This window comes from Knoellia subterranea KCTC 19937 (genome assembly GCF_000768685.1).
Lineage (GTDB): Bacteria > Actinomycetota > Actinomycetes > Actinomycetales > Dermatophilaceae > Knoellia > Knoellia subterranea.
Map to the genome: position 1 here is coordinate 161,831 of NZ_AVPK01000006.1, position 20,497 is coordinate 182,327.

General features: G+C 69.5%; 20 protein-coding genes and 2 tRNA genes. 15 read left to right on the forward strand and 7 right to left on the reverse strand.

Annotated elements, in window-relative coordinates:
* Nucleotides 1-121 precede the first annotated feature (121 nt).
* Together cysK and cysE are read left to right on the forward strand one after the other, a co-directional pair.
* On the forward strand, nt 122-1,057 hold the full coding sequence (gene cysK / locus N803_RS11675) for a cysteine synthase A (protein ID WP_035905432.1): 936 nt from the start codon (nt 122-124) through the stop codon (nt 1,055-1,057).
* A 53-nt stretch (nt 1,058-1,110) separates the two neighbouring features.
* Complete coding sequence (gene cysE / locus N803_RS11680; protein ID WP_035905663.1) at nt 1,111-1,719, forward strand: serine O-acetyltransferase; 609 nt, start codon at nt 1,111-1,113, stop codon at nt 1,717-1,719.
* Between the two features lie 65 nt (nt 1,720-1,784).
* Here cysE and N803_RS11685 read toward each other — a convergent pair whose 3' ends face one another.
* Nucleotides 1,785-4,148 carry a CHAT domain-containing protein gene (locus N803_RS11685; RefSeq protein WP_035905433.1) on the reverse strand — a complete coding sequence of 788 codons (2,364 nt, stop codon included), beginning with the start codon at nt 4,146-4,148 and terminating at the stop codon, nt 1,785-1,787.
* A gap of 24 nt (nt 4,149-4,172) precedes the next feature.
* Here N803_RS11685 and N803_RS11690 point away from each other — a divergent pair, with 24 nt between their 5' ends.
* Nucleotides 4,173-4,364: a hypothetical protein gene (locus N803_RS11690; protein WP_035905435.1), complete on the forward strand. Its 192-nt coding sequence runs from the start codon at nt 4,173-4,175 to the stop codon at nt 4,362-4,364.
* Between the two features lie 23 nt (nt 4,365-4,387).
* Here the strand turns inward: N803_RS11690 and N803_RS11695 are convergent, their stop codons facing one another.
* The 3 genes from N803_RS11695 to N803_RS11705 are packed head-to-tail and all read right to left on the reverse strand — an operon-like array spanning nt 4,388 to nt 7,148.
* Entirely contained in the window at nt 4,388-4,891 is a 504-nt protein-coding gene (locus tag N803_RS11695) for a hypothetical protein (protein WP_035905437.1), read from the reverse strand.
* The gene (locus N803_RS11700) at nt 4,888-5,511 is read right to left on the reverse strand and encodes an RNA polymerase sigma factor (RefSeq protein ID WP_035905438.1); all 624 of its coding nucleotides are present in this window, start codon (nt 5,509-5,511) and stop codon (nt 4,888-4,890) included. Before N803_RS11700 ends, N803_RS11695 begins: the two co-directional genes overlap by 4 nt.
* Complete coding sequence (locus N803_RS11705) at nt 5,508-7,148, reverse strand: S8/S53 family peptidase (protein WP_052112206.1); 1,641 nt, start codon at nt 7,146-7,148, stop codon at nt 5,508-5,510. Before N803_RS11705 ends, N803_RS11700 begins: the two co-directional genes overlap by 4 nt.
* 248 nt (nt 7,149-7,396) lie before the next feature.
* Here N803_RS11705 and N803_RS11710 point away from each other — a divergent pair, with 248 nt between their 5' ends.
* Genes N803_RS11710 through N803_RS11725 form a run of 4 tightly spaced genes read left to right on the forward strand, consistent with a single transcriptional unit; the run spans nt 7,397 to nt 11,939 of the window.
* On the forward strand, nt 7,397-8,851 hold the full coding sequence (locus N803_RS11710) for a chymotrypsin family serine protease (RefSeq protein WP_052112207.1): 1,455 nt from the start codon (nt 7,397-7,399) through the stop codon (nt 8,849-8,851).
* Between the two features lie 3 nt (nt 8,852-8,854).
* Nucleotides 8,855-9,778 (forward strand): phosphotransferase family protein, encoded by a 924-nt coding sequence (locus tag N803_RS11715; protein WP_035905441.1) that lies wholly within the window; start codon nt 8,855-8,857, stop codon nt 9,776-9,778.
* Nucleotides 9,775-10,686 (forward strand): T3SS effector HopA1 family protein, encoded by a 912-nt coding sequence (locus N803_RS11720; RefSeq protein ID WP_035905443.1) that lies wholly within the window; start codon nt 9,775-9,777, stop codon nt 10,684-10,686. The genes N803_RS11715 and N803_RS11720 overlap by 4 nt, the downstream gene beginning before the upstream one ends.
* Entirely contained in the window at nt 10,683-11,939 is a 1,257-nt protein-coding gene (locus N803_RS11725) for a lanthionine synthetase LanC family protein (RefSeq protein ID WP_035905444.1), read from the forward strand. The genes N803_RS11720 and N803_RS11725 overlap by 4 nt, the downstream gene beginning before the upstream one ends.
* 2 nt (nt 11,940-11,941) lie before the next feature.
* Here N803_RS11725 and N803_RS11730 read toward each other — a convergent pair whose 3' ends face one another.
* Nucleotides 11,942-12,301 (reverse strand): hypothetical protein, encoded by a 360-nt coding sequence (locus tag N803_RS11730; RefSeq protein ID WP_035905446.1) that lies wholly within the window; start codon nt 12,299-12,301, stop codon nt 11,942-11,944.
* A gap of 147 nt (nt 12,302-12,448) precedes the next feature.
* Between N803_RS11730 and N803_RS11735 the strand changes: the two genes are divergently transcribed.
* Nucleotides 12,449-12,533 (forward strand) — tRNA-Ser (locus N803_RS11735).
* Between the two features lie 67 nt (nt 12,534-12,600).
* On the opposite strand, the gene N803_RS11740 is transcribed toward N803_RS11735, so the two are convergent.
* Nucleotides 12,601-13,626 carry a LacI family DNA-binding transcriptional regulator gene (locus tag N803_RS11740; protein ID WP_035905674.1) on the reverse strand — a complete coding sequence of 342 codons (1,026 nt, stop codon included), beginning with the start codon at nt 13,624-13,626 and terminating at the stop codon, nt 12,601-12,603.
* Nucleotides 13,627-13,769: 143 nt separating this feature from the next.
* Between N803_RS11740 and N803_RS11745 the strand changes: the two genes are divergently transcribed.
* The 7 genes from N803_RS11745 to N803_RS11775 all read left to right on the forward strand — a co-directional run bounded on the left by N803_RS11745 (nt 13,770) and on the right by N803_RS11775 (nt 20,197).
* The gene (locus N803_RS11745) at nt 13,770-14,861 is read left to right on the forward strand and encodes a substrate-binding domain-containing protein (RefSeq protein WP_035905447.1); all 1,092 of its coding nucleotides are present in this window, start codon (nt 13,770-13,772) and stop codon (nt 14,859-14,861) included.
* Between the two features lie 3 nt (nt 14,862-14,864).
* Nucleotides 14,865-15,887, forward strand: a complete 1,023-nt coding sequence (locus N803_RS11750) for an ABC transporter permease (protein ID WP_035905450.1) — start codon at nt 14,865-14,867, stop codon at nt 15,885-15,887.
* On the forward strand, nt 15,884-16,726 hold the full coding sequence (locus N803_RS11755) for an ATP-binding cassette domain-containing protein (protein ID WP_052112209.1): 843 nt from the start codon (nt 15,884-15,886) through the stop codon (nt 16,724-16,726). Before N803_RS11750 ends, N803_RS11755 begins: the two co-directional genes overlap by 4 nt.
* Nucleotides 16,723-17,112 carry a universal stress protein gene (locus N803_RS11760; RefSeq protein ID WP_035905453.1) on the forward strand — a complete coding sequence of 130 codons (390 nt, stop codon included), beginning with the start codon at nt 16,723-16,725 and terminating at the stop codon, nt 17,110-17,112. Before N803_RS11755 ends, N803_RS11760 begins: the two co-directional genes overlap by 4 nt.
* Nucleotides 17,113-17,435: 323 nt before the next feature.
* Nucleotides 17,436-17,639, forward strand: coding sequence for a cold-shock protein (locus tag N803_RS11765; protein WP_009776543.1), 204 nt, complete (start codon nt 17,436-17,438; stop codon nt 17,637-17,639).
* Between the two features lie 207 nt (nt 17,640-17,846).
* The gene (locus tag N803_RS11770) at nt 17,847-19,370 is read left to right on the forward strand and encodes an LCP family protein (RefSeq protein ID WP_035905454.1); all 1,524 of its coding nucleotides are present in this window, start codon (nt 17,847-17,849) and stop codon (nt 19,368-19,370) included.
* A 191-nt stretch (nt 19,371-19,561) separates the two neighbouring features.
* Nucleotides 19,562-20,197, forward strand: a complete 636-nt coding sequence (locus N803_RS11775) for a methylated-DNA--[protein]-cysteine S-methyltransferase (protein ID WP_425402411.1) — start codon at nt 19,562-19,564, stop codon at nt 20,195-20,197.
* A 172-nt stretch (nt 20,198-20,369) separates the two neighbouring features.
* On the opposite strand, the gene N803_RS11780 is transcribed toward N803_RS11775, so the two are convergent.
* Nucleotides 20,370-20,459, reverse strand: a tRNA-Ser gene (locus N803_RS11780).
* Between the last annotated feature and the right edge of the window lie 38 nt (nt 20,460-20,497).

Here is a 20,497-nt window from a genome sequence, read left to right on the forward strand (position 1 = left end):
GCTCACCTCGCGAGTGTGACAGCCGCCGCGGAATCATCGAACGCCTTGTGGAGTTTGATAACTCAGTGTTGGATTAGACATAACTTCAACTATCCGTCGCCACGTGAACACAGGAGATCCCATGCCCATCCTCGACGACGTCACCCAGGCCGTCGGCAACACGCCCCTCGTCCGCATCAACCGGATCATCGACGCCCCCGAGGGCACGACGGTCGCGGCGAAGCTGGAGTTCTACAGCCCCGCGAGCTCGGTCAAGGACCGCATCGGCGTGGCCATCATCGACGCCGCCGAGGCGTCCGGTGAGCTCCCGGCCGGCGGCACGATCGTCGAGGCGACGTCGGGCAACACCGGCATTGCTCTGGCGATGGTGGGTTCGGCCCGCGGCTACAAGGTCGTGCTCGCCATGCCTGAGTCGATGTCGAAGGAGCGCCGCGCGCTGCTGCGTGCCTATGGCGCCGAGCTCGTCCTCACCGACCCCGCGGTGGGCATGAAGGGCGCGGTCGCCAAGGCCGAGGAGATCGCCGCCGAACGTGAGGGCGCGGTCCTCGCGCGGCAGTTCGCCAACCTGGCCAACCCCGAGATCCACCGCAAGACCACCGCCGAGGAGATCTGGCGCGACACCGACGGCAAGGTCGACATCGTCATCTCCGGCATCGGCACGGGCGGCACCATCACCGGCGTCGGTGAGGTCCTCAAGGAGCGCAAGCCCGAGGTCCAGATCATCGCCGTCGAGCCCGAGGAGTCCGCGATCCTCAATGGTGGCCAGCCGGGTCCGCACAAGATCCAGGGCCTGGGCGCCAACTTCGTCCCCGAGATCCTCAACACCGAGATCTATGACGAGGTCATCGACATCAACGCCGGCACCGCCGTGGAGTGGGCCCGCAAGGCCGCCACCCAGGAGGGCCTGCTCGTCGGCATCTCGTCCGGCGCGGCCCTCGCTGCCGCCAACGTCGTCGCGACCCGTCCGGAGAACGCGGGCAAGACCATCGTCGTCGTCATCCCGAGCTTCGGCGAGCGCTACCTCTCGACGATCCTCTTCGAGGGTCTCGTCGACTGACCCCTTCCAGCCAAAGGTCACCTTTCGTCGTGCTCACCTCACCCGAGTCCGGTATGCCGTTCGCTCGCCTCCGCTCGCGCGTCCAGCGAGCGGTGGCGAGCGTGCGCGAGGACGTCGACTCCGCCATCGCGCGGGATCCGGCGGCGGCATCGCGCACGGACCTCGTCCTGAATTCGCCTGGGCTGCACGCGATTTGGTCCTACCGGGTGGCGCACAAGTTGTGGCAGCGTCCGCATCTCAAGCCTGCGGCGCGCCTGCTCTCCACGGCGACCCGAGCTGTGACGGGTGTGGAGATCCACCCAGCGGCGACCATCGGGAAGCGCTTCTTCATCGACCACGGGATGGGCGTCGTCATCGGCGCGACCGCCGAGGTCGGAGACGACGTGATGCTCTATCACGGAGTCACGTTGGGCGGCCGATCCATGGCCAAGGTCAAGCGTCACCCAACGGTCGGCGACCGGGTCACGATCGGCACGGGCGCGCGGATCCTCGGGCCCATCGAGGTCGGAGACGACGTGCAGATCGGCGCCAATTCGGTTGTCGTGAAGGACATTCCGTCCGGTGCCATCGCAACGGGCGTGCCCGCGAAGGTGCGCTACCCGGAGCACGCGGGCGAGGACCCCTACGAGGCCCTCTTCCGCGAACCCGCCCTCTTCATCTGATCGTCTGATCCCTCACACGCCCTGTCCCCAACTCGCCAATTCCTCCCCTCCGGGACATCAAGGATTCAACGTCCCGGAGGGGAGGAATTGGCGAGTTGGGGGCGGGACCAGGTGTTGCCGTAGGCGCAGAACGCGTCGGCGCCCTCCACCTCAATTGCGGTGTCCCGCAGGGCTGTTGCGACATCGACCCCGTCGACGAGGCGTTTGTGCAGGGCGATCATCGCCGCGGCTGCGACGTCGTCGTGGACGGGGTTCGTCGCTGCGACGGCGCACTGCACGCCGAGGCTGAGGAGGGCCGCGGCCAGACCCAGCGGTTCGTCACCGACGCGTCCGCGGCTCCTGCCGACGTCGCATGCGGACAGGATCACGAGTTCGGCGGCCAGGGGCGCTCGGAGTTCATGGGCGAAGACCGGTCCGTCCGCCATGTCGAGCGACGAGAAGAGTGGGCTCTGGTCGACGTGATGGCCGTGCGCGGCGAGATGGACGACCGACGCGGAAGCCAGCGCCTCACGCACATCGGACGACACGGCATACGCGGATGGGGTTGTCGCAGAAGCCGATTCGGTATGCCGGCCCCACACCTTCGTGACCGCCTGCGCCTCCTCGCGCGATCTGGGGAGGCCCGGCCCGGGGAGTGCCACAACCCCGCGGAAGTGAGTCTCGGGGGTGCTGCGTTGTGCCCAGGCCGTCACGGACGGTGACGCGACGACAGGGTGCCCGGCGAGGGAGGGGAGCGCCCGCCAGGGCAATGAGGCCAACCCGACCGTGGGCACGATGACAACGGTGCCAGTCGCAGAGAGGCCGCCCAGCAGAAGCTCGTCGACCCGGCGGAGCGATGAGGCGCGAGCCTGCGCGAGGAACCGAGTCATGGTCGGTCGGGCGAGGGCGAGAGCTCGCCCATCGGCGATGGCCCGGGAACTCGCCGCCACCACCTCGGCCACTGGGCCGATCACGCTCTGTGTGGTGTCCGGGCCGACGACGACACGCACGACCGTCCCCCGCACCTCGTGGAACGTGATGACCGTGGCCCTGCGGCTCCCCACAAGCGCGGAGGCTTCGTCGAGCGTGGCGGCGCGGAGCCCTCGCGGCCCCGTTGGTCCGACGGTACGGCGAAGTCTCTCGGTGATCTCCGCCTGCAGTCGGCTTGCCTCCAGGTCGCGATCCGCGGTCACTGCCGCTGCTGAGGGCTGACTGTCGCGGCGCAGCTGGCGGAGCCGACCCACCAGAGCGCCGACCTCGGGATCGTCCGGGGGGCTGATGGGTGCCGCGCGCAGGGATGCCGCCCGCCAGCGCTCGGTGGCGTCGAACAGTTCGGACAGGGACCCCGAGTCGGTGGCCATCTCCACGTCCGCGTCGCGGATCCGCGCTGCGTGCAGGGCCAACCCTGCCCGGACTTCGTGACTGTGGACCGAGCCTTGGTCGCGGGCCAACCTTTCGGCGGCACCCGCAATCAGCGCCTTGGAGCGGGCGGGGTCACCGTCGGCGGCGGCGATCCGGGCCGCGAGCAGACGCTCGTGGAGGAACGCGCCCAGTGGCACGACGGCGGACGTGTCGAGCCGATCCAATTCCTGTTGGGCCACCGCGAGGTCGTGCCGCCCCAGCGCCACCTCGGCGCGGATCCGAGTCGCCAGTCGCTCATTGGGTTGAGTGGCGATCGGGCTGTCCCAGCGGTCGGCGACGGCACCCGCCCGGGCGAGCCGACTCCCGATACCGACGTCGATGGCAGCCCCGATGAGCTCCGCCTCGTCCGCGCGACCCGTCGCGTGCAGGGTCCGGAACGTCCGTGCCGCCCGGCCAGCCCAGGTCCTGGCCTGTGCAAGATCGCCTCGGAGCAGCGCGGCTCGGGCCAGATCGATCTGGATGTCGCCGCGTTCCAGCGGCTGACGGTCCTCGTGGGCGGCGTCGAGACCGAGATCGAGCACCACCTCTGCCTCATCGACGAGCCCGGCGTCCAACAGAACCTTCGCGTGATCCAGGTGCGCCCGAGCGAGCCCCACCCCTGCGTCGAGAGCGGCGGCCTCGGCCATGAGCCGCAGCGCAGCGGGCAGGTCCCCGGCGATGAACGCCACGCACCCGAGGTTGTGCCGCGCCTTGAACTCCTCCATCCGCAGGTCGTGGTCCACGGCGATCGTGAGCGCTGCCTCCAGATCGGCTCGGCCCTCCGTCAGCTGCTGGAGTGAGAGGTGGGCCAGGCCGCGATTGATCAGGGTCGCGCACCTCTCCGGTGGCGTGAGGTCATCGAGGTGCGGCTCCACCTGGGCGAGCTCGGCCAGCGCTTCGGACCAGTTCGACGACATGACATTGATCGCCCCGGCCTGGATGTGGGCGATGGCACCCAACAGAGGAGCGGAGGAGCCGTCGACGATCCGGTGCACCTCATCGAGGAGCGCGAGTCCCGCCTCGGGGCCATCGATGCCGAACCGGGCCATCGCCCGGGTGATGAGAATCCGGGCGTGGAGACGCAGTCGCTCGTCACTCGTCGACTCCCCGCCGGCGACGGCCTCGGCTTGCCCGGCCTCCCCGAGCTGACCGTCCTCCCCGACGGACTCGAGGGCACGGAGAGCCCGCGCCAGGGCAGCGTCGGCCTTCCGGTAGTGACCGGCGGTGTTCTCCGACCGGCCCCGGGCGTGAAGTTCGCGAGCTGACTCGAGTGTCGTCGGAGCTCCCCTCAGATCTCAATCCCCGGCGTGATGACCGGCCGTGTGCCGGGTTCGTCGTGCCGACGGATGAGGAGGTGGACGGTGCCGTGGTCGACCTGCTCGAAGACGAAGCGCCCTTCGTCGTCGGCCATCGCCTCCTGGCTGCGCGAACGCTCGCGCAGTTCCACTTCGGCCCCGGGGGCAGTCACCCACCCACGCAGTCGGACCTTGTCGCGGTCCACCGGCTCGAGGGTCACCATGATGCTGAGCCCGGTACTCTCGAAGGTCACCGTCGTCGCGCGGTCGTACTCGGTTGCGCGGGTGGCGCTGGCGGTGAGGCTGTCGCTCATGAGATGCGCGATCTCCGCCTCGAGGCTGGCCACCGTCATGGCGAACTTGACGCGCTCGCCGAGACCGAACGGAACCGGGTCGACCAGGCTCAAGTGGCTTCGGATCAGGCCCAGGGCTCTCAGGTCCTCGGCGTCGAGGGCTTGCTCTGCCAGGACGTCTTCCTGGTTCTCGTGGGGGGTCATGCCGTCACCTCCCAGCTGGGGTCAGCTAGGAGCGCGACACGGAGCTTCGCGAGGCACCGGCCGCGGGTCGGACCGATGCTGCCGACGGGGATGCCGAGGGCTGCGCTGACCGCGGAATAGTCGGGGCGATCGACGAAAGCCACCAGACGAAGCAACTGCTGGCACCGCTCGGGCAGGCTCTCGACATGGCGCCACATGGCCCTGGCCGCGTGCGCATCCTCGGTGGCGATCGCGGGATCCGCCGACTTCACCGGTCCCGTGGGGTCGGAGGTCGGTGGCTCGTCCCATGGTTCCTGGGGGACGGTTCGGCGGCTGCGACGCACTGCACTCCAGGCTTCCCGCTTGGTCGTCGTGAGCAGCCACTGGAGTACGGCCTGCGGGTCGGTGATCGCATCGCTGTGCTCGACGAGCCGCAGCCAGGTCGTCTGCACGACGTCCTCGGCGGTTGCCGCATCGGCGCCCTGCGATCGGGCCGTGTGCCACAACAAGGGAGTCACGTCGTCGACAAGCGCCTCCATCGCACTGGAGTCCCCGGCCCGATGGAGCGCAAAGGCCCGAGCTGCGGCCGCCGCGAGCCCCGTGGATCGGGCGCCAGTGTTCTCGCCCTTGGGGGAATTCATCGCTCCTCCTCGAGGACGTGGGTCGTCTGGGTGAGAAGGTCCGCGACGACGCCACCTGCCTTCTTGACCCGGCTCGGGACGTCAGAGCCACCCATCGCGCCGACCGCAGCGGCGATCTGGCCGGCGATGGCAGGCGCCGCGAAGGACGTCCCACTCCACAGGCCGAAGCCTCCGCGGTAGTCGTCGTAGTCAACGGCGCCCCGCGTCGGCACGCCGGTCAGAGCAGAGGATCCCTGCTGCTGCAGGACCTCGGCCCGGCTCGACGCATTGAACGTCGTGGGCATGGTGCTCACGACGTTCGTGGCCGTGGCGTAGGTCTGCACCCAGTGCCCGGTGTTCGAATAGATCGACACCGTGCGGCCGTCGGGGTTGAGGGCGCCGACGCTCACCAGGGGGGCCGTGTCGCCGCTCCCCGAGGGGAAGTGGTTCGCGAAGGCCGCGGGATAGAACTCGACGTCGCTGGCGTTGTTGCCCACCGACGCCACCACCGTCACGCCGTTCTCGGTCAGACCCTTGAGGACCCGAAGCAGGGCCGATTCGTCGTCGAAGGCACCGGGCGTCTCGTGCCGATAGCCCAGCGACAACGAGACGACATCGATGGCCTCACCCGTGTCCGCTCCGTGGCGAAGCGCCGCCACCTGACGGAGGTGCAGAGCCGTGAGCGCCGAGACGACGTCCTTCTCATCCGCCACCCCGTCACCCCACATGACGGGAGCCGAGAGGATACGCACGTCGGGGCAGTGTTGCCGCACGACGCCGGCGATGAAGGTGCCGTGCCCTGCGAGGGGGTCGAGTTGTCCGTTGACCAAATCGATGGTGACTCCCGAGCTCTCCCGGGGCATGTTCACCGGTCCCGGGAGCTCGTGGGTGCGGTCGTCGGTGAACCACTCGTGCTCCCCCAGACCCGTGTCGAGGATTGCCACGACGGGACCACCCTCGCGTCGCTCGGGTGCGTCGGCGCTCCAGACCACTGGCATGCGGCCTCCGGGACCGAACCCCACGCCCTGGCCGTAACCCACGCCCTGCCCATAACCGACGCCCTGCCCATAACCGACGCCCTGGCCGTAGCCGACCCCCTGTCCGTACCCAACACCCTGCCCGTACCCCACCCCCTGCCCGTAGCCACTGGCCGTCATCACGTGGCACAGGCCAACACCGGTCACGGCTTCGGGGTCCGAGAGCCGCACCGTCTGGAGGATCTCCCATGCGTCCGCGGGCTTGATGGGTGAACCCTCCTGATCCAGCGTGCGGACCGGTTCGAACCGGATCGCCGTGAACCCCACCCGATCGAGCTCGTCGATCAGATCGTTGCGCTCCGCGAAGGCGAGGGAAGGATCCTCCAGTGGGCGGACGGCATACCCAAGGTTCTTGGCCACGGACGCCAAGGCGTCACGGCTGCGGTCGGCCGACCGTCCGATGACGCCGGGGAGGAGGAGAACGTCTCCGACGTAGGCCGTGGGTTCGGGCCGCAACGGCGTCTCGCGATCCTTGGGATGCACGGTCACCGTGGCGGTCGACGGGTCAAGAACCCGAACGTTCAGCCGACGGACGGCCGTCTCCGGGAGGAGAACCGGAGGGATGAGTCGCGGTCGGGATTCTCGACCGTCCTGGCCCTGTGCAACCTCGTCGTGGTTCATGAGCGCCTTCCATGAGCTCGAATCCGAAACCCCTGGCGGCCGATGCCGTCGATCCAGCCTAGGTACTGGGGTGGGTTACGGGAAAGGAGTTCGGGGAAGCCGGCCAGATACGTTCTCGCACACCTCTTTTTGCGATCGGTCGGAGATTTTTCTTGGGCCGAGACGTATCTGGCCCGGCCCCCGCCGCTCCTTGGGTGATGTCGGGGCCGTGCAGGGGCGGCCTCGCACCCAATCCAAGGGAGTGCGTCATGGCAACACAGCACGAGCAGGCAGCGCAGCGCGCGGCCATCAGGCCGGTCAAGGAGTCCGTCGAGGACGAGCTCCTGGCCAAGCCCGGTGTCGTCGCCGTCGACATCGCCGAGAAGGAGACCGACGGCAGGAAGACGGGGGAGCAGAGCATCGTCGTCTTCGTCGAGCAGAAGAAGCCGACGTCCAAGCTGTCCAAGGGGGCCGCGATCCCCAGGGAGATCGACGGCATCAAGACCGACGTCCAGGAACTCGTCATCGAGCTCCAGCCGGCCTACAAGCCGGTCGACGCGGCCGAGCTCCTCGTCGACACGGGCGACTACCCGACGCTGGCCGGCGGCATCGGCATCGGTCCGCGCCGCAGCGTCTTCCTCTCGCCGCCGGACGTGCCCGCTCCGGGCAACTACGTCTTCGTCGGCACGCTCGGCGCCATGGTGCGCGACCGCACGAGTGGCGCGACGATGGCGCTCACCAACTTCCACGTCGCCTGCGTCAACAACACGTGGAGCGTCGGCGACCGCCAGGTGCAGCCGTCGCTCGTCGACGGCGGCGCCCCCACCGGAGAGTTCGGGTCGCTGACGCGGGCCGCGCTCTCAGAGAACATCGATGGCGCCGTCATCACCGTGGACGCCTCGGAGCCGTGGACCGCCACGGTCACGGGCATCGGTGGCGTCGCCGGCAGCACGGCAGCGACCGTCGGCATGGCGGTTCAGAAGCGTGGCCGCACGACCGAGCACACGTTCGGCACGGTCGCTTCGACGGACTTCACGGTCACCGTCAACTACGGCAGTGACGTGGGCTCGCGGACGCTGCGGCACCAGATTCGCATCGACACCGACACCTCGCGCAACCCGCGGTTCTCGGACCACGGGGACTCGGGCTCGGTCGTGCAGGACATGTCCCGCAACGTCGTCGGCCTCCTCTTCGCCGGAAGCAACGACGGGTCGATGACCTTCGCCAACCCGATCCAGGCCGCCCTCGACGAACTCGACGTCGACCTGCTGACGGCACCGGTTCTCACCGTGACCCGTCCGATCCTGTCGTGCTTCAACACCCGGATCACGGTCTGTCTCAAGACCCGCACCGACATCGGGTGCATGACGATCAAGACGAAGATCCCGGCGCTCTGTCCGACCCTCGTGACCAAGCCGGCGATCTGTGACTTCGTCACGCGGCCGGCGACGTGTGCCGTCACGAAGATCCCGATCTGCGACCTCGAGTTCACCCGCCCCGGGTGCACCCTCCCGACGCGTGCGTGCGGTGGCGAGTTCGAGCGCCCGCCGATCGAGGAGTGGTCCCGCGGTGGCGGCGGGTTCGGCTATGGCACCTCGGCCACAGAGGTCGAAGCGGCAGCCGACGAGGCCTACTGGGGTGGCTACCTCGCCGCCCTGGAGGAGCTCGACGCGCTGGATTCCGAGGGCACTGGCTCCGGCTCCGGCTCTGGCGGAGGGGCCTGAGCCGTGGCTTCGTCCCCCAGCCTGCTCGGCGCGGCCGTCCGTCACGGGCTCGTTCCCGCGGCAGACGTCCGCGCCGGGCGGGTCCGCGTGCGACCCGTCTCCCGCAGCAACGCCGTGCACGTCATCGAGCACGACGGGGCGCCGGTGGGCTACGTCAAGCAGGCTGGGGCAGCGGCCCGGCTCGACGGTGACGACACCGTCGGCGCCGAGGCCGCCCTCCTGGACGCGATCGCGTCCCTGAATCTCGCACCGACCCCGGTCCGTCAGGGGGGACCGGGGTCGGTGTGGATGACCGCCCTCCCGGGTGAGGAACTGTCCGTGGTGCAGGACCCGGCGCTGCTGCGACCCGCCGCCGTCGAACTCGGTCGCGTCCTGGCGCGCCTCCACCGCCACCCGGTGGGTCCGGGTGTCCCCAAGGCGCCGACGCCGTGGCCGCTGCTCGACGAGCTCCCGCCCTCGATGGAGGGCGGGGCCGACCGCCCCGACGCGAAGCCCGTCCTCGACGCGCTCGAGTCGCCCGTGATCCGCCGCGCACTCGAGGCGGCGCGCGCGCAGTGGCGCCCGACCCACCTCATCCACGGAGACATCTCGCCCGGCAACGTCATGGTCACCACCTCGCCTGCGGGGGACGTCCGCGTTGGCCTCATTGACTTCGAACTCGGTGGGCACGGTTCTCCTGAAATGGATCTCGCGTCCGCCGCCGCCATGCTGACCGAGTTGTCCCAGCCGGGGTCGGACCTCGCCCAGCTCTGTCTCGAGGCGTATTGGACGGCCTGCGGGCCGGCTTCCCACACGGCCGCATGGCGGTGCGTGCGAGCGCTCCTCACGGCGTGGCAGGTCGCCCTGACGCTGGGCGAGAAGGGCGCCCTCGACGTCGAACGCCTCCTTGCCCGCGCCACGGCAGCAGCAGTCGAGGTGGCGTCGTGAAGACGTTCTCGGCGGAACACGCGCGCGAACTGCTCGCCGCGCGGGACGTCCTCCGCGAACCTTCGGACGGAACCTCGCCGAGCGAGCGTCTCTATCAACACTGGTATGCCGTCCGCCCACCTTCCGCACGCCCGTCCCGTCCCTGGGACCCACCGATCGCCTCGCTGGCCCGGGTGGCCCACGCAGCGGCATCGGCGTGGGGTGAAGAGGACGTGGAGGTCATCGCCACGGGCATCGCCGGTGTCGTGGTCGTGCACACGGCGACGGGCCGCCGGGCCCTGACGAGGGGTGAGTACGTCACGACGAGCGGTCGACCCGGCTTCCCGCCACGAGAGGGCGACCGGGTGCGGGTGATCGAGCGTCGCGGTGCCGTCGTTCAGGACGGGTGGTGGCGCACTTGGGGTGCGGGCTGGGACCAGCGCCGCCCACCTGCGGACACGATCCGCGTCTACCTCAGACCCGCCCAGGGGAGGGTCGCCGAACTCATCCGCACCGTGACCAGCGCTCTGGCACACCACGATTCGTGGTTGGTCAAGGTTGCCTCCCGACCGGAGCTGCTCGACCGTCCGGATGCCGTCGTCGCCTACGTCGCCGGACCCAACCGTCATGCCGCGCGCGCTGCCGTGGCCGACGCCGTCCTTGCTGCAGGTTTGTCGATCGGCGACCCGCCACCCCTCACGTGCCGACTCGGTGAGGGCGTCGGGTGGGCCGACGACCCCGGCACGGGAGAGAGCTTCGGCGAGGTGCGCTGTCAGGCGATCGCGACGGCATACGCGGCGGTTGAAGGGCACGCACAGGCGACGACCGACGCCGACTGGCTCGACGCGGTTGCGCGTGAATTCGCCTCTCGCGGAATCGATCCGGCACAGCCGCACCGGACCACGGGGAAGGACTTGGTGGCGTCGTGACTGCCGTACTGGAGGGCTTGGTGCCGGAACCCGAACAACTCGTGCGCGGCGCTGAGGACGCCACGGCGGTCCTCGATGCTGCTCACCGCGCGGTGGACCTGCTCGTCCGAACGGCCATCCTCGATCGCAGCGGCCCGACGTGGCCCGCCTGGGAACTCGGCCCGGACGGTCGAGCCCATGGAGTCGTCGCCGGTCGACGCTCCCTCTATGACGGCGATGCCGGGGTGGTGTGGGCTCTGACCCACCTCGGCACCGCCCTGAACCGCCCGGACGCCGCCGAGCTCGCGGCGTCCGGTGCCTCCACACTCCTGCAGGTGCGTCCGACCGGCCCGGACGCACCTGCAGGACTCCTCGTCGGTGAGGCCGGCGTCGACCTGCTCGCGCGGGTCGGCGCCCGAACCGCCCCGGGTTGGGCCGACGGGAGTGACATCACCGACGGCCTCGCCGGGATCCTGCTCGGCTTGGCCCGGGCCCGTCGGCACGAGGACCACGCAGCGGCGATCGTGGCCGAACTGCGTCACCGCTCCCGCGTCGAACCATGGGGCCGCAGCTGGCCCGACCACCGCCTGTCCGGTGGTGCCGCGCGGCCACTGTGCGGACTCGCGCACGGAGCGTCGGGCATCGCCTGGGCGCTCGCCGAGGCCGCCGCTGTCTGGTCGGGGCTGGCGCCTGCCGCTCTCGACCTTGCAGCCGACGCGCTCGCCTGGGAGGCCTCGTGGTCCGACCCTGCCCGGGGTGGGTGGCCGGACCTGCGCGAGGGCGATCCGACTTGGCCGGACCTCTGGTGCCACGGTGCCGCGGGGGCCGGTGCGGTCCGCCTCCGCCTGCTGCAGTTGGCCGGGTCCGGGCTCGACCTGCCGTGGTCGCTCGACACGACCCGCGCCGAAGCCGAGATGGCCGTGCAGCGCTGCGGTCAGGCGATGTCCGAGGCCGCCGCCACCGTTGCCACGCAGGGCGCTCTCGGTCTCACCGCGGGCTGGTCCCTCTGTCATGGAGTCGCAGGCCCCACGGGGGTCGTGGCGCTCGCGGCGGACGTGCTCGATGTGCCCGAGCATCGGGAGCGGGCGCTGGCCGCCGCGGCCACGTTCGTTCGGAGTGTCCCGCTCGACCCGGAGGAGTGGCCGTGCGGGCTGCGCGGAGCCGACGGCGACGTGTCCCTCGCCAACGGCGTAGCGGGTACGGCGATGCTGCTCGCGGATCTCGCCCTCCCGGGGACGGTCCCGCCCGTCGTGCTGCTCGGCTTCGGCCGGTGAAATCAGCTGCCGGTATGGCGAGTGGCGCTGGCCCAGGGGTCCTCGCCGCGCGTCGAGCCTGACACGACCCAGGGGTCGCCGCCCGTGGTGCGGTCGCGTCCGTCGCTCACCTGCGACGGAATCGTGCGGGAGGCGCGCAGCTTTTCGCCGGTGGAGCGGGCGGCATCGGCCACGAAGTCGGCGACGACGGGGGCGGCCTTGGTGCGGGCGTTCTCCTTGGCGACGGCGACCTGCTTCTGCACCGGCTTGCTGTTCCAGACCTTGCCCGAGACCTCCTTGATCTGGGCATAGCGCTGCTTGCCGGCGCGGGCGCCGAGGACGTAGCCGGCCGCGAGGCCGACCATGAAACTCATCTTGGGCATGGGGCGTGGTCCCTTCCGTTCTGGCCCCCGACCCTACCTGTCGCGGGTCCGCCGCTGGAGTCTGTCGCGCAGCGCGAGTCCGGGTTCCGCGAACGGGGAGCGGACGGCATACCCTGTGGATCGGTCACCGGCACGTCCGGTGAGCCGGGCGGGTTCGCATAGTGGCCGAGTGCAGTCGCCTTGAAAGCGACCAGAGTGAGAGCTCTCGTGGGTTCAAATCCCACACCCGCCGCCGCGGTTTCACCCCACTTCTTGCGCTGTTGGGACACGCAGATGTGTCCCAACAGCGCAAGAAGTGGTCAGTGGGGTGGGGGGATTTCGCCGGAGCCGCGCACGACGAGGGTCGGCTCGACGACGATGCGATGCGGTGGAGAGTCGTCGCCGTCGAGTCGAGCGACGAGCAGGTCCGCGGTGAGGCGTCCGATCCGGGCGACGTCCTGGCGGACGACGGTCAGCGGAGGCGAGACCAGGTCGGCGAGCGGGAAGTCATCGAAGCCGACCAGAGCGATCGCGTCGCTCTGCCCGCGGCGCTGCAGGGCCCGGATGGCTCCCTGGGCCAGGTCGTTGCGCCCGGCGAAGAGGGCGGTTGGTGGATCGGCCCGGTCGAGGAGGTCCGCGACTGCCGCTTCGCCCGCCCCCGCGCCGCGCACGCCGGAGATGGTGAGCGCCGGATCGGGGCGTATGCCGCGTGCCTCGAAGGCGGCCACGTAGCCTTCGCGTCGGCGTCGGGCCGTGTAGATCTCGTCGAGGTCGGTGAGGCAGGCGATGCGCCGATGTCCCTGTGCGAGAAGGTGTTCGACGCCCATTCGGGCGCCTTCGAAGTTCTCGACGGTGACGGAGTCGGCGGCCACTCCCCGCGGTTCGCGGTCGACGAAGACGACGGGCAGGCCGGCGCGTACCTCGGACGAGAGGTAGTCCTGGCGGTCCGTCGACGGCATGAGCACCAGGCCGTCAACGCGACGCGTCACGAGGTCGTGGACGAGTGCGCGTTCGCGCTCCGGCTCCTCATCGAGGCTCGCCGAGAGGATCGCCGATCCGCGGTCACGGGCGGCGTCCTCGAGCGAGCGGAGCAGGGCGGCGGAGAAGCTGTTGCTCACGTCCTGGAGCAGGGCGCCGATGAGGCCGCTGAGGCCGCGACCCCGGCGCAGGTTGCTTGCCGCGAGGTTGTGGCGGTAGTCGAGGCGAGCAGCGGCTTCCTGCACCCGAATTCGCACGCCCTCCGCCACTCCGGCCTCGTTGTTGACGACCCGCGAGACGGTCTTGATGCTGACGCCCGCGAGGGCTGCGACATCGCGCATCGTGGCTCGCCCGGACCGCTCAGGCACGGGGGTCACCGCCTTCCGGCGACGCAGACAACGATGTCACTATCACGTCACGAGTTGTACGGCATGCCTTGACCTCGGCGCAAGGTGGCCCTATACATGGCCTTGACAACGTTGTCATCGGACACTCAAAGGAGAGCTATTCCATGCGCACCACGTCCCGCGCCTCTCGCGCCCTCGTCTGTGCGGTCGCCGCATCGACGGCCCTGACCCTCGCCGCCTGCAACCGTTCCAGCGACTCCGAGTCCGGGGGAGACGGGGAGGCCGCGGTCGGTGTCGCGCTCATCACCAAGGACTCGACCAACCCGTTCTTCGTGGCCATGCAGGAGGGCGCCAAGGCCGACGCCACGAAGAACAACGTCAAGCTCACCGTCGCCTCCGGCAAGCAGGAGGGTGACGACCAGGGCCAGATCACCGCCATCGAGGACGCCATCGCCCGCGGCGACAAGGGCATCCTCATCACGCCGATGAGCACCGGCGTCAACGCCGCGATCAAGAAGGCCCGCGACGCCGGCCTCTACGTCATCGCGCTCGACACCCCGCCGGACCCGGCCGACACCGTCGACATCACCTTCGCCACCGACAACCGCGAGGCCGGCAAGCTCATCGGGCAGTGGGCCGCGACCCAGATGGCGGGCAAGCCCGCGACCATCGCGCTGCTCGACCTCTTCGCCGACAAGATCGTGTCGGTCGACTACAACCGCGACCAGGGCTTCCTCGAGGGCATGGGCATCCCGGTCAACGACCCGAAGAAGAACGGTGACGAGGCCAAGACGGGCAAGTACTCCGCGGCCGGCGGTGGCGACTACACCATCGTCTGCAACGAGGCGGCCAACGGCGCCGAGGACGGTGGACGCACCGCGATGGAGAAGTGCCTCGCCAAGAACCCCAACATCAACCTCGTCTACACCCTCAACGAGCCGACCGCGGTCGGCGCCAACGCCGCCCTCAAGGCTGCGAACAAGACGGCGGTCATCGTCTCGGTCGACGGCGGCTGCGCCGGGGTCAAGAGCGTGACCGACGGCGTCATCGGCGCGACGTCGCAGCAGTACCCGCTGAAGATGGCCACGCAAGGCATGGAGGCCATCGCCAAGGTGGCGCGCGGTGGTGAGAAGCCCACCCCCGACGCCGGCCTCGACTTCAAGAACACCGGGGTCGCCCTCGTGACGGACAAGGCCGCCGACGGGGTCGAGAGCATCACCTCGGAAGAGGGTTCGAAGATCTGCTGGGGCAACTGACCGATGAGCACTGACGTCACTTCTGCTGCCGCCGAGTTCGCTCGGCGGCAGCAGTCGCCCCTCCAGCGGGTGCAGCACCAACTGCACCGCAGGCCGTGGCTCAGCCCGCTGTTCCTCCTGGTAGCGGCCTTCATCGGCTTCTTCATCGCGACGCCGACATTCCTCACGCCCAACTCGATGGGCATCCTGCTCCAGCAGACGGCCATCGTCGCGGCCCTCGCGGTGGGCCAGACGCTCATCATCCTCACGGCCGGAATCGACCTGTCCGTCGGCGCGATCATGGTGCTGTCGATGATGGTCATGGCCACTCTGGCCAAGGACGACGGGATGCCCGGCATCCTCGCCCTCCTGATCGGAGTGGCCCTCGCCGTCGGCGCCGGCTTCCTCAACGGGCTCCTCGTGACCCGGATCAACCTGCCGCCGTTCATCGTCACCCTCGGCACGCTGAGCATCTTCACCGCGATCGCGCTGCTCTACTCCGGCGGCTCGAGCATCCAGGCCGAGCACCTCCCGCGGCTGCTCAACTTCCTCGGCGAGGGGTTCGGCATCGGCGAGTTCCGGATCACGTGGGGCATCGTCGTCGTCATCCTCATCTATGCGGTGATGGCCTACGTCCTGTCCCAGACCGCCTGGGGCAGATACGTGTATGCCGTCGGCGACGATCCGGAGTCCGCTCGCCTCTCGGGTGTGCCGAGCAAGCGGGTCCTGCTCGCCGTCTACACCGTGGCGGGCCTCGTCTACGGACTCGCCGCCTGGATCCTGATTGGCCGTGCCGGTGCCGCCACGCCCAACGCCGTGCCCGACGCGAACCTCCAGAGCATCACCGCCGTCGTCATCGGTGGCACGAGCCTCTTCGGTGGACGCGGCCGACTCATCGGCACGCTCATCGGTGCGCTCATCGTCCAGACACTGCAGTTCGGTCTCTCGCAGATGGGGGTCGACCAGCAGTGGCGGGTGCTCGCCACGGGCATCCTCGTCATCGTCGCGGTCGCCATCGACCAGTGGATCCGGAAGGTGAAGTCATGAGCACCGCAGCAACCGAGCACCTGGACGTCGCCCATGGCGGCATCCCGGCCGGCAAGGAACACATCTACGCGCAGGCCCCGGTGCTGTCGGCACGCAACCTCGTCATCACGTTCGGTCGGGTCGTCGGCCTCGACGGGGTCGACCTCGACCTCTACCCGGGCGAGATCCTCGCGGTGATCGGCGACAATGGTGCCGGCAAGTCGACGCTCATCAAGTGCCTCACCGGTGCCTACGTGCCGGACTCGGGCACGATCACGATGAACGGGCAGCCGGTGTCGTTCCGCAAGCCGCAGGACGCCCGCGACGCCGGCATCGAGACGGTCTATCAGCAGCTCGCCGTCATCCCTGCGCTCGACATCGCGAGCAATCTCTATCTCGGTCGCGAGGAGCGCCGCAAGGGTCCGCTCGGGTCGGTCCTGCGCATGCTCGACAAGAAGGGCATGGAGCACCGCGCCGGGGAATCGGTCCAGAACCTCGGCATCCAGACGATCCAGAACATGGGTCAGGCCGTCGAGACCCTGTCCGGCGGGCAGCGCCAGGCCGTCGCCGTCGCCCGGGCCGCCGCATTCGGGTCCAGGGTCGTCGTCCTCGACGAGCCGACGGCCGCGCTGGGCGTCAAGGAGTCGGGGATGGTCCTCGACATGGTCAAGCAGCTGCGCGACAAGGGGCTGTCGGTCATCCTCATCTCGCACAACATGCCGCACGTGTGGGAAGTGGCCGACCGCATCCACATCCAGCGCCTCGGCGGCCGGGCCGGCGTCATCACCCCCGAGACGCACGACATGGGTGAAGGCGTGGCGATCATGACCGGCGCCAAGAAGCTCGCGGCGCCGGCATGACCGTCGTCGTGGGCTACGTCCCCAACCCGCAGGGACTCGCCGCCGTCGAGGCCGCCATCGCCGAGGCCGAACGCCGTGGCGAGAAGCTCGTTGTCGTGAATTCCGGTGTGCTGGGCGACTATTCGGGACCCAGCTTCGCCGACCCGAAGGACCTCGACGCGCTCGACGCGCAACTCACGGCCCGCGGGCTCGACCACGACGTGCGCCAGATGACCCGTGGCCTGGCCCCGGCGGACGAGATCCTCTCGGTGGCGGCGGAGGTCGGGGCCGACCTCATCGTCATCGGCGTCCGCAAGCGCTCACCGCTGGGCAAACTCGTCACGGGCAGCACCGCACAGCAGGTTCTCCTCGATGCCATGTGCCCAGTCCTGGCGGTCAAGGCCTGAGGCGGGACCACACGCAAAAGGCGGGGTATGCCGGGTGCCCGCCACCCGGCATACCCCGCCTTTTGTCGTTTCTCAGTCCGTGAACACTTGGTGTCGCTGAGTCGCTCGTGAGGCTGAGCTGCGCGTTTGCTGCTAAATTTGTGAGTGGTTGCACAACAGCAGTTCCTCGCAGGTCGCAATACGCGCCCGTCTGGCTTCCACAGAAGGCGGGCGTTGATGTGTCTGAGCCCGGTTTCCGGTCGTGATTGGGGTTTGGTTGCGTGCAGCCATGGGCGCCGCGATTCTGCTGCGTCCGAGTGCTACACACAGGAAAGAGTTACCCCATGGCACAGGGCACCGTGAAGTGGTTCAACGCTGAAAAGGGCTTTGGTTTCATCGCCCAGGACGGCGGCGGCCCGGACGTGTTCGTTCACTACTCCGCCATCGACACCCAGGGCTACCGCAGCCTCGACGAGAACCAGCAGGTCGAGTTCGAGGTCACCCAGGGTCCGAAGGGTCCGCAGGCCGAGCAGGTCCGCCCCCTCTGATCGAGGACTCCCCACAGTCTTTGAGCGAGGCCCCCTCCCGCCACCGGCGGAGGGGGCCTCGTCACGTTCGGGCTCATTCACCCCTGTCCGCGGACACGCCGGGGGAGCGCTCAGGAGCCTCTCAGGGTCGACCTCTACACTCGATCGGCGCGGTGCCGGGAGGGGACGGTCGCCGCGTTTCGATGCCCCCGGGACGAAGAGGATTTCGTGCACGACGCGCCTGACGACACCGATGTCGATCTCGTCGCGCCCCAACGCGGTGAGCTGCGGGTCCGGTCGCGCGGGGAACGGGCCGACGCCGTGCATGCCCGTCGGCGCGCTCGCCGGCGCCGCGGGCTCGTCGTGATGAGCGCCGTGGCCTCGGTGCTCGTCGTGGCCATGGTGGCGGCCTACATCCGACTCAACGGCAACATCTCGCGTCTCGATGTGTCGGGCATGCTCGGCAAAGACCGACCCACGCCTGCCGGCAATGTCGCGAGCGGCCCGCTCAACATCCTGCTGGTCGGCTCCGACGTGCGTCAGGGTGACGGCAACGAGAGCTACGGCGACGGAGACTGGGAGCCGGGGCAGCACTCGGACACCAACATCCTCATGCACATCTCGGGGGACCGGAAGTCCGTGACGATGGTGTCCATCCCGCGCGACTCGATGGTCCCGGCGCCGGTGGACTGCGACGCGGAAGCTCCCGTGGCGGACTGGGAGGTCACGCAGTGGAACCAGAACTTCAACACCGGGGGCCCGGGGTGTCTCATCCGGACCATCGAGGGCAACACTGACGTCTTCGTCAACCACTTCGCCGTCGTCGACTTCGGCGGGTTCAAGAACATGGTGGACGCGCTGGGCGGTGTGCCGGTGTGCACGCCCACGGACATCAACGACAGCCACGCGAAGTTCACCCTGTCCGCGGGGCGTCACACCCTCGACGGGGAGCAGGCGCTGGGCTACGTCCGGACCCGCAAGAGCATCGGCGACGGCTCCGACATCGGGCGGATCAAGCGACAGCAGGCATTCATGGCCTCGGTCGCCCAGGAAGCGACGAAGTCCTCGCTCCTGTTGCGCCCCGACAAGCTCCTGCGTTTCCTCGACGCTGCGACCCAGTCGCTCACCACGGACCCAGACTTCGGAGTCGCTGCGATGAAGGACGTCGCGGAGAGCGTCAAGGGGATCGGCGTCGACAAGATCCAGTTCGTCACCGTGCCCACGGAGGCCTATACGGGGGACGAGAACCGCGTCCAGTGGGCCCCGGCGGCGCAGGACCTGTGGGAGGCCATCCGGACCGACCGCGACCTGTCCACCCCGAAGCCGAAGCCGAGCCCGACGGACACCGAGCCGCTGACCGTGACTCCCGACGAGATTGACGTCGAGGTCGTCAACGACGCGGGCGTGACGGGACTCGCGAAGCAGGCCGTCGAGGCGCTCCAGGTGCAGGGCTTCCCCAGCCCCACCTCCAGCAACGGCACCGAGGTCGCCAGCGGCGTGACCATCGAGCACTCCCCGGAGAAGGCCGACTCGGCCCGCACCGTTGCCGCGGCGTTCCCCGGTGCCACGCTCAAGGAGGTCGAGGGCATGGGCTCGCAGGTGCGGGTCATCCTCGGCTCTGGTGCTCCGAACGTGGTCGAGGTGCCGAACCGGATCGGGGACGAGCCGATCCCCACCCCGACGCTCACGGCGACGCCGACGATCAGCGGGACGATCGAGACGCGCAAGGCAGACGCGGACATCTGCTCCTGAGCCGCTCGTTCACCGGCACGGACGGGATCGGTGCGTACCGGCGGACATGCAATACGAGGCTGGCCAGGGCTGCCCGAGCCGGTGGGGACGGGTGCCCACGCACCGTGAGAGTCCTTCTCGGAACCTTGAGCCGCGCACTGCATGTCCGGCGGTACTCACACCTGTCGGCCCCGTGGCGTTGAATGGTCGTGATGACGACGCAGCAGCCCTCTCGCCCGATGGACCCGCCGACGGACGCGTCGGCAGCGCTGCCGGCGACCCCACCGGAGGCCCTGACGCCGAGCCGCGCGGCAGTGAAGCCCACGCCGGCTCGACCGCCGCGCCGGCACACGACGCTCACGACCGATCTCGGGGACCTCATGGCCGTGGCCGAGGGGGACGCGCTCGCGGGTCTGTATTTCCCGGGTCACTGGCACCCGCCGGCCGTCGGCACGATCGGCAGCGCCGTGTCCGCGAGCGGGGACCGACTCTTCGAGACGACGCGTGACGAACTCGCGGAGTACTTCGACGGCGAGCGCACCACCTTCTCGGTGCCCACAGTGACTCACGGCGACGCCTTCTCCGAGCGGGTGTGGGACCTGCTCATGACGATTCCGTACGGCACCACGACGACCTACGGGACCATCGCCCGCGAACTCGGCAACGCCGGGTTGGCGCAGCGGGTCGGGCAGGCCGTCGGCCACAACCCGGTGAGCATCCTCATCCCGTGCCACCGCGTCGTCGGCGCCGACGGGTCACTCACGGGTTTTGCCGGCGGGCTCGAACGCAAGGCCCGACTGCTCGAGATCGAGGAGCCGCGCGAGGTCAGCGAGTCCCGCCTCTTCTGATCCCTGGGCATTCGCCTGACCGGCAGCTCACCCGACCTCTACCGGCCGACTATCAGCCCGGAGCGAGCCGTCCCGGCTCGTGCCTCGCCGGCCCACGCCCGCTCCCGGCATCCCCCCGCCTCAACACATGAAAAAGCCCCGGGTCGCAAGCTCCCCGGGGCAATTCCATGTGCGGAGGCGGAGGGATTTGAACCCTCGATGGGCGATAAACCCAAACCGCATTAGCAGTGCGGCGCCATAGACCGGACTAGGCGACGCCTCCTCAGCCGGAACAGGGTAACCGTCCGGCCACGCGCCGAG